The following is a 13,714-nucleotide window of genomic DNA, read 5'->3' on the forward strand; positions in this document are numbered from 1 at the left end:
CAAGCGCATGAGTGATTTTGATCTCGTAGTGATCGGTTCGGGCCCCGGCGGTTACGTCGCGGCCATCCGCGCAAGCCAACTGGGCCTGAAGGTCGCTATCGTCGAGCGTGAAAACCTCGGCGGTATCTGCCTGAACTGGGGCTGTATCCCGACCAAGGCCCTGCTGAAGTCGGGCGAGAAGTTCGAGAGCCTGTCGCACCTGAAGGAATACGGCCTGTCCGCCTCGGGCGCGTCGTTCGACTTCGACGCCATCATCCAGCGTTCGCGCGGCGTGGCCAAGCAGCTCAATCAGGGCGTTGGCTTCCTGATGAAGAAGAACAAGATCGAGGTCATCGAAGGCACCGCTAAGCTCGAAAAGGGCAGTGCGGCTCCCAAGGTGGTCGTGACCCTGAACAAGGGCGGCGAGAAGGTTCTGAACGCCAAGAACGTGATGCTGGCCGTAGGCGCTCGCGCCCGCGCGCTGCCGCAGATCGGTCTGGAAGCAGACGGCGACAAGATCTGGGCCTACCGCGACGCGCTGGCGCCTAAGAAGCTGCCGAAGACCTTCGTGGTCATCGGCTCGGGTGCTATCGGCATCGAGTTCGCCAGCTTCTATCGCGCTCTGGGCGCTGAAGTGACCGTGGTGGAAGCCATTGATCGCATCATGCCGGTCGAGGACGAAGAAGTGTCCAAGGCCGCCCAAAAGGGCTTCGAGAAGCGCGGCATCAAGTTCAAGACCCGTGCCAAGGTCACGAAGGTCACCAAGACCGCCAAGGGCGTGTCGGTGGCTATCGAGGTCGGCGGCAAGGCCGAGACGCTGGAGGCCGAGGTCTGCATCTCGGCGGTCGGCATCACGGCCAACACCGACGGCATTGGCCTTGAGGCGCTGGGCGTCGAGCTGGACCGCGGTCACATCAAGACCGACAGCCACTGCCAGACCAATGTGAAGGGCCTCTATGCCATCGGCGACTGCGCCGGTGCGCCGTGGCTGGCCCACAAGGCCTCGCACGAGGGCATCCACGCGGCAGAACACATCGCGGGCTTCGCAACCCCGAACGTGAACTCGCCCATCGCTGGCTGCACCTATGCCCAGCCTCAGGTCGCGTCGGTCGGCGTGACGGAGCAGGGCGCGCGCGAAGCCAAGCGCGAGGTCAAAATCGGCCGCTTCCCGTTCCGCGTGAACGGCAAGGCCATCGCCTCGGGTGAAACCGAAGGCTTCGTAAAGGTCATCTTCGACGCCAAGACGGGTGCCCTGATCGGTGCCCACATGATCGGCCACGAAGTCACCGAGATGATCCAGGGCTACGTCACCGCCATCACCATGGAAGCGACGGAAGAGGACATCCACGGCATCGTCTATCCGCACCCGACCATGTCGGAAGCCATGCACGAAGCCGCCCTCGACGCCTACGGCCGCGTGATCCACATCTGATCTGCGCGACATCGCTAGAACAGCAAAAGGCCCCAAGGAACTTGGGGCCTTTTCTTATGCCTACCACCCACGCCGTCATCCTCCGACAAGCCGCAACGCGGCGCAGATCGGGGGATCCAGAAAACGCTTGAAGGCTACACCGCCGCCCAAAACTGGATCCTCCGGTCAAGCCGGAGGATGACGGCGGATAGGGAAGGGCCTCAGCGCTTCTTGCCCAGTTCGGCGGCAATGTCCTTGGTCATGCGCCCGACCTTGCGGTGCGCCGTGACGATCTGGTCGCGCGTCACGCCCCACTTCTTCATCCAGTACTCAACCGACTGACGCTCGGTCAGATCGATGCGGTCCTTATCGATGAACCCGCGCTTATCTTTTAGGCCCGCCATTGGTGACTCCATGATTGAGTGCAGAGTTGGAGTAAACACAATGAGTTGTCGTGTCGATGATCGTGCTGGTTTTTGATGTCTTACCGCCAAATAACATTGTTGTTAATTTATCACTCAAGGAAAAGTCGTGATGGAACCGGCGCGCAGGGTATTGTGATGCCGATAGCCACATGAATAATATTGCACTCTGGGGGGCATTATTGCCGCATAGGGAATGTTAGGGGAGTGCTAAGGCCATGCCGCGTTTGTGTATCAACTATGATCTAAACAAAACTGGAAAAGACTATAATGGTCTTATTAATGAACTTAATAAACTTGGTGCTTCTAGAGCGATGAGGTCAACTTGGCTTCTGGATACAACGCTTACAGAAGATCAAGTTTATAATCGTTTGTCTCCGTATCTCGACGGCGATGACTTCTATATGTCAATTGTGATAACTCAAAAGCCATATTGGACTCGGTTATTTTCAACTGGTGCCGAATGGATAAAGGCACGCTGGCGCGCATAAGGAGCCACTTGCGTCTGACAGGTTAGGACTATTAGATTCCCTAAAACCTGCCTAAAAGGAGCAAAGCTCCTTTTGCAGTGCGGAATTCTATATGCGTGTCGCGTCTGATGTCCTGGGCCTGATTGGCAATACCCCCTTGGTGCGGCTTAAGGCTGCGTCGGACGCGACGGGGTGTGACATCTATGGCAAGGCCGAGTTTCTGAATGCGGGGCAGTCGATCAAGGATCGGGCTGCCCTCAGCATTATCCTGAAAGCGCGGGCCAGCGGGGCGTTGAAGCCCGGCGGGACGATTGTGGAAGGCACGGCGGGCAATACCGGCATTGGCTTGGCCATGGTCGGGGCGGCGCTGGGCCATCCGGTCGTGATCGTGATGCCGCGCACCCAGACCGAGGAAAAGAAGCGGGCGGTGCGTTTGCATGGTGCCAAGCTGATCGAGGTCGATCCGGCTCCGTTCAGCAGCCCCAACCACTTCGTCCATTTCTCGCGCCGACTGGCAGAAGAACTGAACGAAACCGAACCGCACGGTGCATTCTATGCGGACCAGTTCGACAACCTGTCGAACCGTCTGGCGCACTATGAAGGCACCGGCCCCGAAATCTGGGAACAGACGGGCGGCAAGGTGGACGGCTTTATCTGTGCCGTCGGTTCGGGCGGCACGCTGGTTGGCACTACGACCTATCTGAAAGAGAAGAACCCTGACCTGAAGATCGGCCTGTCCGACGTGCCGGGTGCGGCGCTGTATTCCTATTTCAAGGAAGGCGTGCTGAAGGGCGAGGGCAGCTCTATCACCGAGGGCATCGGCGTGAACCGCATTACCGGCAACCTGACGGGGCTGGATGCGGTGGACTATGCCTATCGCATCGAGGACGCGGAGTTCCTGCCCATCCTGTTCGATCTGGTGGCGCATGAGGGTCTGTGCCTTGGCGCGTCCAGCGGCGTGAACATCGCCGGTGCGATCCGCATGGCCAAGGAAATGGGCCCCGGCCACACCATCGTGACCGTGCTGTGCGACCCCGGCCAGCGCTATGCCAGCAAGCTGTATGATCCGGCCTTTTTGGCGGGGCGCGGCCTGCCTGTCGCCGACTGGATGAAGTGAGGCGTACATGAGCCGTAAAGACACCCCGCTGGACAGCCGTATCCCGCCGCTGAACTCGCTCAAGGCGTTCGAGGCTGCGGCCCGTCGCCTGAACATCACCCGCGCCGCCGAGGAACTGTCGGTGACGCCGGGGGCAATCAGCCAGCAAATCCGCATTCTGGAACAGCACGCAGGCGCGCCGTTGTTTTACCGCGAGGGGCGCCAGATCGCCCTGACCGAACTGGGCACCGAGCTTTATCCGCTGCTGCGTGACGGGTTCGACTATCTGAAACGGGCAGGGGACCTGCTGTATCGGCCAGACCGCCGCTTTGCGCTGTCGGTGTCGGTGCCGCCTTCGTTTGCGTCCAAATGGCTGACCCAGCGCATTGCACGCTTTGCCGCCGCCAACCCCGAGGTCGAGTTGTGGCTGTCGGCGGATATGCGACTGGCCGATGTGGCGGGCGGGCGCGTGGATGTGGCGGTGCGCTATGGGCGCGGGCCGTATGCGGGCGTGCGCTCGGAACGCCTGATCGGGGCGGATGTGATCCCTGTGTGCGCGCCGCAGTTGCTGGTGGGCGAAAAGGCGCTGAAGAAGCCTTCGGACCTCAAGAACCACGTGCTGATCCACCTGCGCCCCGGTGAGATGGAAGAAAGCCGCCCCGACTGGGCGATGTGGATGAAGACGCACAAGGTCAAGGACGTGGACCCGTCACTGGGCACCCGCGTGGACCAGACTGCTATGGCCATCGACGCCGCCATCCACGGTCAGGGCGTTGCTCTGGCACCGTATGCGTTTGTGGCAGACGATCTGGCCTCTGGCCGCCTCGTCGCTCCCTTCGCCGAGGGCGCTCTGACGACCGACATGGCCTACCACGTCCTCACCCGCCGCAGCAGCGTGTCCGAACCTGCACGCCTGTTCGTGAAGTGGCTGCGAGAAGAGGCGCAGGCGGCAGAGCAGATCGTGGATGATTTGTAATGGAAGGCGGAGCTGGACAGTACTTTTTCAGATTTTTTACTAGTCTACCTATATTCTATGCTTTGCAGGTATTTTTATTGTATGGTTTGAGATGGAGACTTTCTGAAATAAATATAATTAAGTACAACAATAATGAAGATTTAAATTATATATGGAATTGTTCATTCAAGGATACTGTTAAAAATTATATCAATTTTATTGTTGCTAGATCGCTGATGATGGCAATTTTCTGCGCCTTCTTTGGTTATGGTGGTCTTGATGCCCATTGGGTGTTTGAGGCTTCCTTCCTGTCGTTGATGTTTATCTGGATGGCGACGGAAGTGTTTTGGGCAACATCTACTGCAAACAAAACAGCCAAAGCTGTTTGGCAAACTATGTCTGAGTAAAAAACGCACGGCTATAATTGCACATAGCGCAGCGATACCTCACCTGCTGACGCAAGCGACGAGTTCAACTCTCTTCACCCGTTGACTGGGGAGGGGACCACGAAGTGGTGGTGGGGGGAGTTACGCGAGCAGATTAAGCCAGAAGCGTCCTCGTCGCCGCCTCAACATCATCCTGACGCATCAGGCTTTCGCAGACGAGGATGGATTTGGAGTTGGCGGCGGCAACGCGGGCGACGTCTTGCGGAGGGAAGATATCGCTTTCGGCGACAAGAAATCGTGCCGTAGGCATACACTTATGCGGGGCAATCCACTCGTAGTCTGGTGCCGCGTGCCAGATTGAGCGATTTGATAGCGTAGCCACCGTTATCGTCAGAACTCAGCACGATCATCATGTCGACGTCATCACGAGGGTAGCCATGATAGACGAAGGATGCAGGGATCGTTTTCCGCTGTTCAGTGCCGTGCAGCACGCGTTTTATACGCACCTTAACATCATAGCCGCTGTACCAGTCAGGGAGCGCGACCTCTTCGACTGAGTTTTCGAGTTGAACGCTTGCTCTCCCTTCAAGAGCAACATCATTCGAGGGAAAAACCCGTCCAACGATAGCAAGGTCAGAACAGCTGGCCGTCATGTCGCGCGCGGGGTCATAGCCAGTCGCGCAGGACGAGAGCGTCAGTGCCGCTGCGAGATAGAAACACCTTCTCATACCCCAGTGTTGCGATGGCTAAGCGCCATCGTCAACGCTGATGCAGGATCAGCCGAGTAGATTTCTCGTCGCCGCTTCCACGTCGTCCTGACGCATCAAACTTTCGCCGACGAGGATGGCTTTGGAGTTAGCGGTGGCGACGCGGGCGACGTCTTCGGGTGTGAAGATGCCGCTTTCGGCCACGAGCAGGGCGCGGGGCGGAGCGAGCAGGGCCAGCATTTCGGTGTTGGCCAGATCGACCTCGAAGGTGCGTAGCGAGCGGTTGTTGACGCCCACCAGTGCATTGTCGCCGTCGCCCACCAATTTGCTGGCGCGGGCCATCTCTTGCTCGTCGTGGGTTTCGATCAGGGCGTCCATGCCAAAGCGGTCGGCCTCGGCTAGCAGGTCGGCGGCGACGGCGTCGTCGATCATGTCCATGATGATCAGGATGCAGTCTGCGCCCAGCGCGCGGCTCTCTGCGACCTGCCACGGGTCAACGAGGAAGTCTTTGCGCAGGCAGGGCAGGGACACCGCCTCGCGCGCGGCGACCAGATAGCTGTCATCGCCCTGGAAGCTGGGGCCGTCGGTCAGGACGGACAGGCAGGTGGCACCGCCGCGCTCATAAGCCTTGGCCAGTTCGGGCGGGTTGAAATCAGGACGGATCAGGCCCTTGGACGGGCTGGCCTTTTTGATCTCGGCGATCAGGGCGGGGCGGCCCGTTTGCGCAGCCTCCGCGGCCAGCGCATTGCGGAAGCCGCGCGGGGCGCTGGCGGCCTTGGCGTTTGCTTCGAGTGCATCGAGGCTGATGGCGGCTTTGCGGGTGGCGACTTCCTCGCGCTTGTAGTCCGCGATGCGGTTCAGAATGTCGCTCATGCTTCGATCTCGATAGGCGTGTTGGAGGCGCGAACGAGGGCGTCCAGCGCGGCCTGTGCGCGGCCGTCGTCGATAACGGCGGCGGCCAGTTCGGCACCGGCCTTCAGGTCCGGCACCACGTCCGACACCACAAGGGCGGCGGCGGCGTTCAGCAGTACGATGTCGCGGTACGCCCCCTTGGCACCGCCCAGCAGGGCGCGAAGGGCGGCGGCGTTTTCCTCGGCGTCACCGCCGCGAATGTCGGCCAAAGTGGCGTGGGCAAGGCCAGCGTCTTCAGGCGTGACGGTGAAGCGGGTGACTTGGCCGTCTTTCCATTCGGCCACCTCGGTCGGGCCGGTCGTGGTCAGTTCGTCCAGACCCTGACCGTTGACGGTCCAAGCGCGCTTTGCACCCAGACGGCCCAGCACCTCGACCAGCGGTTCCAGCAGGTTCGGATCATAGACGCCCATGACCTGACGGTTGGCACCCGCCGGATTGCACAGCGGGCCGAGCAGGTTGAAGGCCGTGCGGAAGCCGAGCTCTGCACGCACAGGGCCGACATGGCGCATGGCGCGGTGATAGGTCGGCGCAAACAGGAATGCGATGCCTGCGTCGTTCAGTGCCACAGCCTGTTGGTCAGGCGTGGCATCAAGGTTCACGCCCAGCGCGGCTAAAACGTCCGACGAGCCGGACTTGCTGCTCATGGCGCGGTTGCCGTGCTTGGCGACCTTCAGGCCAGCGCCAGCCAGCACGAAGCTGGCAGCGGTGGAGATGTTGTAGGTATGCGCGCCGTCGCCGCCGGTGCCGCAGGTATCGACCACATCCTTATACGGGTGGTCGAGCTTGAGTGCGGCGGCACGCATGGCGCGGGCGAAGGCGGTGATTTCCTCGACCGTCTCGCCACGCAGGCGAAGGGCGGTAACGGCGGCGGCGACCTGTGCGGGCGTCGGTTCGCCCCGCAGGCAGGCGGCGAAGAAGTCTTGGGCCTCATCGCTGGACAGCACCTGTCCGGCGACCAGCTTGGCCAGAAGCGGTTTGAAACTGTCCATGGCCTCAGACCATCGCCGTGCGTTTGATGTTCGCAAAGTCGAGGAAGTTGGCGATCAGGTCGTGGCCGTTTTCCGTCGCAATGGATTCCGGGTGGAACTGAACACCGTGGATCGGTCTTGTCTTGTGCGACAGGCCCATGATCTCGCCGTCCTCGGTCCATGCGGTGACTTCGAGGCAGTCGGGCAGGGTTTCGCGCTTGACCGCCAGCGAGTGATAGCGCGTGGCCGTAAACGGCTGGGGCAGGCCCTTGAACACGCCGCCGCCCTCGTGGTGGATCAGCGAGGTCTTGCCGTGCATCAGCGCCTTGGCACGCACGACCTGACCGCCAAAGGCCTGACCGATTGACTGGTGGCCGAGGCAGACGCCGAAGATCGGCATGTCTTCCGGCGCTTGGGCCAGAATGGGTAGGCAGATGCCTGCCTGATCCGGATCACATGGACCCGGCGAAAGCAGGATGGCTTCGGGTTTCAGCGCCAGCGCTTCTTCCACCGTCAGGTCATCGTTGCGGATGACGTGCGTCTGGGCACCCAACTGCGCCAGATAGTGGACGAGGTTGTAGGTGAAGCTGTCGTAGTTATCGACGACGAGGATCATGGGAAGGCTTTTCGATACGGGAGGTCGGCGCACGCTGTTCTGTTCAGCTTAGCCGTGGAATGGGTGGAAGCAAGCGGTCGTTAAACATTCCGCGCGATGATCGAGCATCGCCATCGGAAGAAGTCCGCTGTGAAAATCATTGAAGCCATCCACGACGCGCGTCGTTTGCTCGAAGAATCGAGCATGGACACGCCCTCCAAACCACCCATGCTGGTCGCTGCAGCCTTTGCAGCCGCTATGGGATTATTGCTGATCGGAACGGTGAATGCCGGTCCAGATCGCAGGGACCAAACCGACATCACCAGAACTCCTTAAGCGGCGACGTCGTTAGATCCCGCCGCGCCCTTGGTCGTGACCGAGGGTTGCGCGTGGGTTGTTGCGTTGAATCGCCATGCCTCTTCGGCGGCCTTCATCGGGGCGCGGGCTTTCGCCTGCGTCTCGGCGTATTCGGCTGCCGGATCGCTGTCGGCGACAACACCGGCACCGGCCTGTACGAAGATGCGGTTGTCGGTGAACATGGCGGTACGAAGGACGATACAGATGTCCGCCTCGCCATTGGCCGAGATGTAGCCGACGCCGCCGCCGTAGCCTACGCCGCGCTTTTCGGTTTCCAGCTCGTCGATGATCTCCATCGCACGCACCTTGGGCGCGCCCGACAGGGTACCGGCGGGAAGGGCGGCCAGCAGGGTGTCCACCGCATCCAGCTTGGGATCAGCCTGACCGTTCACGTTGGAAACGATGTGCATGACCTGCGAATAGCGCTCGACGACGAAGCTCTCCGTCACCTCGACCGTGCCGGGAGCCGAGACACGGCCCACATCGTTGCGGCCAAGATCCAGCAGCATCAGATGCTCGGCCAGTTCCTTGGGATCGGCCAGCAGTTCGGCCTCCAGCTGCTTGTCCAGTTCCGGCGTGGCACCGCGCGGACGGGTACCGGCCAGCGGACGAATGGTCACGCGACCATCCTTAAGTCGCACGAGAATTTCAGGGCTGGAGCCGGCAAGCTGGAAGCCCGCATAGTCCAGATAGAACAGATACGGCGACGGGTTGCCGCGACGCAGGGCACGGTAAAACGCGAACGGGTCTTGATTCCACGGGGCCGAGAAGCGGTGCGCGAGGACGACCTGAAAGATGTCGCCAGCGGTGATGTAGTCCTTGGCCTTGGCGACCATGGCGGCATAGCCATCACCGTCAACCGGAGACTTGAACTCGGGCGCGGGGATGAACTCCGGCTCGCGCTGGATCGGCATGGGGCTGCGCAGTCGATCCTCGAACTCTTCGATGCGGGCGACGGCAGCGGCATAGGCAGCTTCGGGATCGGTGGCCGTGTCGGCATAGGCCGCAGCGACCAGCACGATCTCGTGCTTCACCGAGTCGAAAATGGCGATCAGACCGGGGCGGGCCAGAACGGCATCCGGAAGGTTCAGCGGATCGGGGTTGGCCGGACCCAGCGGCTCCAGCAGGCGCACCATGTCATAGCCGAACACACCGAACAGACCCGCAGCCATCGGCGGCAGGTCGTCGGGCAGATCAAACTTGCTGGCCGCGATCAGCGCCCGCAGCGAATGCAGCGCGGGCAGATCTTCGGGCGTGAATGTATCGGAGAGGATGGCATCACCACGGGCGATTTCTGCCTTACCATCGCGGCAGCGCCAGACCGTGTCCGGCGAGAGGGTGACGATCGAATAGCGACCGTTCACCGCGCCACCTTCTACAGATTCCAGAAGGCTGGCGTAGGGACGACCGTGGGCGACCTTGAGATAGGCCGAGACGGGCGTCTCCAGATCATTGATCAGGCGACGGACCAGCAGCTGGGTCTTCCCGGCTGCCAGTCCCTCTACGAACGCGGTACGCTCTACCTGTGTCATTACTGGGCGGGGGCAGGTGCCGCACCTGCTGCCGGAGCAGCAGGCGTCGCAGGTGCATCAATACCCAGGGCTCGATAGGCTTCGCCCAAATCGCTCTTGGCCTTGATCTTGGCAGCGGCCGCGCGAAGGGCGGTCTCGACCGCTTCATTGGCCCAGGCCTCGCTCATCTGCTGGCTGATCGGAGCGACCAGACGGGCAGCGTTGGCGGCGTTGGCCGGATGGATGGCGTTGACCTTGCCGACGACGAAGCCTTGGTCGCCAGCGTTCGAGAACGGCTGACCCTTCGCAGTCGAGAACAGGCCGCGCAGAGCGGTGACGCCATTGGCTTCCTGCGAAGCGCGGTCAGACGCCACATTGGTACGGACCTGAACAGTCGCGTTGACCGATGCAGCCACAGCGTTGATGTCTTCACCGGCGCGCAGGCGGCCGCTCAGTTCATCAGCCTTCTGGGCCAGCAGGCGGGAGTTCTCGCGCTGGGTCCAGGCTTGGGCAAGCATCGGGCGCAGTTCGGCTAGTTCCGGCAGCTTCGATTCACGCACTTCATCGACGCGCAGGGCGAAATACTCGCCCTCGGAGGCGGTGATGACGTCGGACTCGCCACCCTTGGTCAGGGCATAGGCGGTTTCGAGGATTGCCGGCGGCAGGTTGTACGGCTGACCGTTCGGCAGTTGGCCCTGACGGGTGAACGGCGGCAGTTGGGCGATACGGGCACCCGAGGCCTTGGCGGCGTCGGCAATCGACTTGCCCTGGGTGCGGGCATCTTCGAACGCCTTGACGCGGTCATAGGCGATCTTCTTGCCAGCTTCGACCTGCAGTTCGCGGGTCAGTTCCGGACGGGCCTGCTCGAAGGTGATGGCTTGCCCCGGCTGGATGGCCGAGACCTGAGCCACCGTATAGCCAACGGTGCCCTGGATCGGGTCGGTGATGCCAGCAGCGGCCAGACCGAATACGGCCTCGGCAATCTTGGCATCGCCCAGCGCGGTGCGAGGGGTGTTGTTGTACGGAGCCGGTTGAACGCGAACGCCAGCTGCGACTTCCGTAGCCGGCTTACCGGCACGCAGTTCGCCAGCGACCTTACGGGCAGCTTCGAGGGTCGGGACGGTCAGCAGGACGAAGCTGCGCTTCTCCGGCTGGGCCATGGTGTCCTTACGGAACTCAAAGCGTTCGCGCAGTTGCGCTTCGGTGATCGCAGGCTTGGCGTCGTTCGGACCAGGCGTGAACAGCACCAACGACACCTGACGGAATTCCGGCATACGGAGCTGGGCTTCGTTTTCCTTCATGAAGGCGGTCAGTTGAGCGTCGGTCGGAGCCTTGGCGGTACCAGCCATAGCTTGGGTGACGTTGAACCATGCGCCGTCGCGGGTCTCGGTGGATGCAGCGGCCATCAGTGCCGAATAGGCCTTGGGCAGACGAACGCCGGCAGCCAGCGCGCTACCGAAGTGCTGGAAGGTGTACTGGTCGCGCAGTTCCTGCTCCAACATCTCCGGCGTCATGTTCTGTTGAGACAGCGCCTGTTGGTACTGCGCTTCATCAAAACGGCCGGTGATCTGGTTGAAGAAGCCCGGAATTTTGCGGATTTCGGCGACGATCAAGTCCTTGCCCGGACGGATGCCTGCGTTCCATGCCCAGGCCGAGAAGCCCATGCGCATGGTTTGGCTCTCGAGGAACTGGTTCACATAGCCTTGGGCGGCCAGTTCCTCGAAGGTGGCGTTCTTGCCGGATTGTTCGCTGATGTTGGCGCGAACGCGTTCCATGTCGGCGCGGAAGCGGGCAGCATTCACGCTGCGCTCACCGGCGGACACGACATGGCGCGGGCCCAAGTTGGCAAAGATGTCAGACTGAGCGCCAACTACGACGAAGCTCAGAATAATAAGGGCGAAGAGGCCCACAGCCCATTTCGACTTAGAGAAGTTGCGGAACAGGGTAATCATGATGTCGGGAAACCTGTCGGAAACCAGCGTCAGAAGGGCGCTAGACTGCCGTATAGGGTTAGTCGCTAGGGGGCTGCAAGCGGCCAGACCGTATAATTGGGTGCGGGGTTCTGTCTGCGGCGTGAACAACCGCACATTTATACGGGCTGCGCGAAAAAGCCGCTCTGTCCAGCCCGCCACTGGCTTGGCGCGGGGCAGGGGGTGTGGCTTAAAGAGGCCATGACCGAATCTCTGAAGCTGATCGCTGGCAACTGGAAGATGAATGGTGTGGGGGAGAGCCTTGAAGAGGCTGCTGCCCTGCGCGTCGCTCTGGATGCCGAAGCCGCAAATTGCCGCGTCGCCCTTTGCCCGCCGGCTACTCTGATTGATCGTATGGCCGCAACACTGGGTGGCTCGGCCATCGAAGTGGGCGGTCAGGACTGCCACGCGGCTGCTAGCGGTGCGTTCACCGGTTCGGTGTCGGCCGAGATGGTCGCCGATGCGGGAGCCAATCTCGTCATTCTGGGCCACTCCGAGCGCCGCGCCGGTTTTGGTGAAACCGACGCCGATGTGGCCGCCAAGGTCGATGCTGCCCTGTCGGCTGGTCTGGAGCCGATTATCTGCGTGGGCGAAACGCTGGAACAGCGCGATGCCGGTCAGGCTGTTGCTGTTGTCAGCGAGCAAGTCATGCAGTCGCTGCCGCAGTCGCTGTCGTGCAAGCCGTTCGCTGTGGCCTACGAGCCTGTCTGGGCCATTGGTACGGGTCTGACCCCGACGCTTGAACAGATCGAAGAAGTACACGTGGCCGTGCGCGCCGCCATCGTGGCCCGTCTGGGTGCCGGTGGCGAGAAGGCTCCGATCCTGTACGGCGGCTCGGTAAAGCCGTCGAACGCCAAGGAAATCCTGAACGTGAAGGAAGTCGGCGGCGCACTCGTCGGTGGCGCTTCGCTCAAGGCCGAAGACTTCCTCGGCATCATTCGCGCCGTCTAATATAGCGGCGGGGTTTGCTCCCCGCCGCTATCAATGTTAGAGGCCGCCTCTTGATCGGCGCACTCACGCGCCCACATGAATGTCACCATGCTTCAGACCATCCTGCTCGTCGTAATGTTCATTATCTCGGTCGCACTGACCGGGGTGATTCTGCTGCAACGCTCCGAGGGCGGTGCCCTGGGTATGGGCGGCGGCAATTCCGGTTTCATGACCGCACGCGGCGCAGGTAACCTGCTGACCCGCACCACGGCCATTCTGGGCGGGGCCTTCTTCATTTGTGCTATCGCCCTGACCATCGCCGGCAACATGGAGCGCGGCTCGCGCTCGGTTATCGATGCCGATGCTGTTGGCTCGATTGCTATCGGCGAACCGGCCCAGCCGCAGGCCGAGCAACCGGCCGCTCCGGCACCGGCTCGACCGTCGACTATGTCGCTGGATGATCTGGAAGCCAGCCTTCCGGCAGCCGCCGCACCGGCCCAACCGGCACCGGCAGCTCCGGCCCAGTAAGAAACTGGAAAAACTCGACTTTAAGAGAGGCGCTCTGGCAACGGAGCGCCTCTTTTTTGTTGTGAACAAGCCGATGGTCTAACTCTTTTCGGCTGACGCGCGCGGCGAAATGGGTTAGGGTTTCCGCCCATGCCTAGATATGTGTTCATCACTGGCGGCGTGGTTTCCTCCCTTGGTAAAGGCCTCGCTTCCGCCGCTCTTGGCGCGCTTCTTCAAGCGCGCGGTTACAAGGTTCGACTGCGCAAGCTCGACCCCTATCTGAACGTCGACCCCGGTACGATGTCGCCCTACCAGCATGGTGAGGTGTTCGTGACCGACGACGGCGCAGAGACGGACCTCGATCTGGGCCATTACGAACGTTTCACCGGTGTTTCGGCCGCCAAGTCCGACAACATCACCACCGGCCGCATCTACTCGACGATCATCGAGAAAGAGCGCCGGGGCGATTACCTCGGTGCGACGGTGCAGGTCATTCCGCACGTCACCGACCAGATCAAACAGTTCGTCCTCAATCCGG

15 protein-coding genes and 1 pseudogene are annotated in these 13,714 nt (G+C 61.4%); 8 read left to right on the forward strand and 8 right to left on the reverse strand.

Features of this window, described 5'->3' with window-relative positions; translation table 11 throughout:
• Positions 1-7 precede the first annotated feature (7 nt).
• Positions 8-1,411 carry a dihydrolipoyl dehydrogenase gene (gene lpdA, locus OB03_RS11320; RefSeq protein WP_461344190.1) on the forward strand — a complete coding sequence of 468 codons (1,404 nt, stop codon included), beginning with the start codon at positions 8-10 and terminating at the stop codon, positions 1,409-1,411.
• Between the two features lie 200 nt (positions 1,412-1,611).
• Here the strand turns inward: lpdA and OB03_RS11325 are convergent, their stop codons facing one another.
• Positions 1,612-1,794 carry a DUF3606 domain-containing protein gene (locus OB03_RS11325; RefSeq protein ID WP_167177844.1) on the reverse strand — a complete coding sequence of 61 codons (183 nt, stop codon included), beginning with the start codon at positions 1,792-1,794 and terminating at the stop codon, positions 1,612-1,614.
• A gap of 600 nt (positions 1,795-2,394) precedes the next feature.
• On the opposite strand from OB03_RS11325, the gene OB03_RS11330 reads away from it, so the two are divergent.
• Genes OB03_RS11330 through OB03_RS11340 form a run of 3 tightly spaced genes read left to right on the forward strand, consistent with a single transcriptional unit; the run spans position 2,395 to position 4,740 of the window.
• Positions 2,395-3,399, forward strand: coding sequence for a cysteine synthase A (locus tag OB03_RS11330; protein WP_461344191.1), 1,005 nt, complete (start codon positions 2,395-2,397; stop codon positions 3,397-3,399).
• Positions 3,400-3,406: 7 nt separating this feature from the next.
• A complete protein-coding gene (gene gcvA / locus OB03_RS11335; RefSeq protein ID WP_461344192.1) occupies positions 3,407-4,354 on the forward strand; it encodes a transcriptional regulator GcvA in 948 nt (315 codons plus the stop codon).
• Positions 4,354-4,740 carry a hypothetical protein gene (locus tag OB03_RS11340; protein ID WP_461344193.1) on the forward strand — a complete coding sequence of 129 codons (387 nt, stop codon included), beginning with the start codon at positions 4,354-4,356 and terminating at the stop codon, positions 4,738-4,740. The genes gcvA and OB03_RS11340 overlap by 1 nt, the downstream gene beginning before the upstream one ends.
• A gap of 133 nt (positions 4,741-4,873) precedes the next feature.
• On the opposite strand, the gene OB03_RS11345 is transcribed toward OB03_RS11340, so the two are convergent.
• The 5 genes from OB03_RS11345 to OB03_RS11365 form a co-directional block, all read right to left on the reverse strand.
• Positions 4,874-5,029: a hypothetical protein gene (locus OB03_RS11345; RefSeq protein WP_461344194.1), complete on the reverse strand. Its 156-nt coding sequence runs from the start codon at positions 5,027-5,029 to the stop codon at positions 4,874-4,876.
• A gap of 4 nt (positions 5,030-5,033) precedes the next feature.
• Positions 5,034-5,372, reverse strand: a complete 339-nt coding sequence (locus OB03_RS11350; RefSeq protein ID WP_461344195.1) for a hypothetical protein — start codon at positions 5,370-5,372, stop codon at positions 5,034-5,036.
• Positions 5,373-5,495: 123 nt separating this feature from the next.
• Complete coding sequence (gene trpC / locus OB03_RS11355; RefSeq protein WP_461344196.1) at positions 5,496-6,299, reverse strand: indole-3-glycerol phosphate synthase TrpC; 804 nt, start codon at positions 6,297-6,299, stop codon at positions 5,496-5,498.
• Positions 6,296-7,327, reverse strand: a complete 1,032-nt coding sequence (gene trpD, locus OB03_RS11360; RefSeq protein WP_242915261.1) for an anthranilate phosphoribosyltransferase — start codon at positions 7,325-7,327, stop codon at positions 6,296-6,298. Before trpD ends, trpC begins: the two co-directional genes overlap by 4 nt.
• 4 nt (positions 7,328-7,331) lie before the next feature.
• On the reverse strand, positions 7,332-7,922 hold the full coding sequence (locus OB03_RS11365; RefSeq protein ID WP_242915263.1) for an anthranilate synthase component II: 591 nt from the start codon (positions 7,920-7,922) through the stop codon (positions 7,332-7,334).
• A 129-nt stretch (positions 7,923-8,051) separates the two neighbouring features.
• On the opposite strand from OB03_RS11365, the gene OB03_RS11370 reads away from it, so the two are divergent.
• A complete protein-coding gene (locus tag OB03_RS11370) occupies positions 8,052-8,237 on the forward strand; it encodes a hypothetical protein (protein ID WP_242915265.1) in 186 nt (61 codons plus the stop codon).
• Here the strand turns inward: OB03_RS11370 and trpE are convergent.
• Positions 8,234-9,790 (reverse strand): anthranilate synthase component I, encoded by a 1,557-nt coding sequence (gene trpE / locus OB03_RS11375; RefSeq protein WP_461344197.1) that lies wholly within the window; start codon positions 9,788-9,790, stop codon positions 8,234-8,236. The genes OB03_RS11370 and trpE overlap by 4 nt on opposite strands.
• Positions 9,790-11,721, reverse strand: coding sequence for a peptidylprolyl isomerase (locus tag OB03_RS11380; protein WP_461344198.1), 1,932 nt, complete (start codon positions 11,719-11,721; stop codon positions 9,790-9,792). The genes trpE and OB03_RS11380 overlap by 1 nt, the downstream gene beginning before the upstream one ends.
• Positions 11,722-11,940: 219 nt before the next feature.
• Here OB03_RS11380 and tpiA point away from each other — a divergent pair, with 219 nt between their 5' ends.
• The 3 genes and pseudogenes from tpiA to OB03_RS11395 all read left to right on the forward strand — a co-directional run.
• Positions 11,941-12,690: a triose-phosphate isomerase gene (gene tpiA / locus OB03_RS11385; protein ID WP_242915271.1), complete on the forward strand. Its 750-nt coding sequence runs from the start codon at positions 11,941-11,943 to the stop codon at positions 12,688-12,690.
• 75 nt (positions 12,691-12,765) lie between these two features.
• Entirely contained in the window at positions 12,766-13,197 is a 432-nt protein-coding gene (gene secG, locus OB03_RS11390; protein ID WP_242915273.1) for a preprotein translocase subunit SecG, read from the forward strand.
• 129 nt (positions 13,198-13,326) lie between these two features.
• Positions 13,327-13,714: pseudogene (locus OB03_RS11395) on the forward strand (CTP synthase); the annotation flags it as partial.

It is taken from the genome of Brevundimonas sp. GN22 (assembly GCF_054824005.1).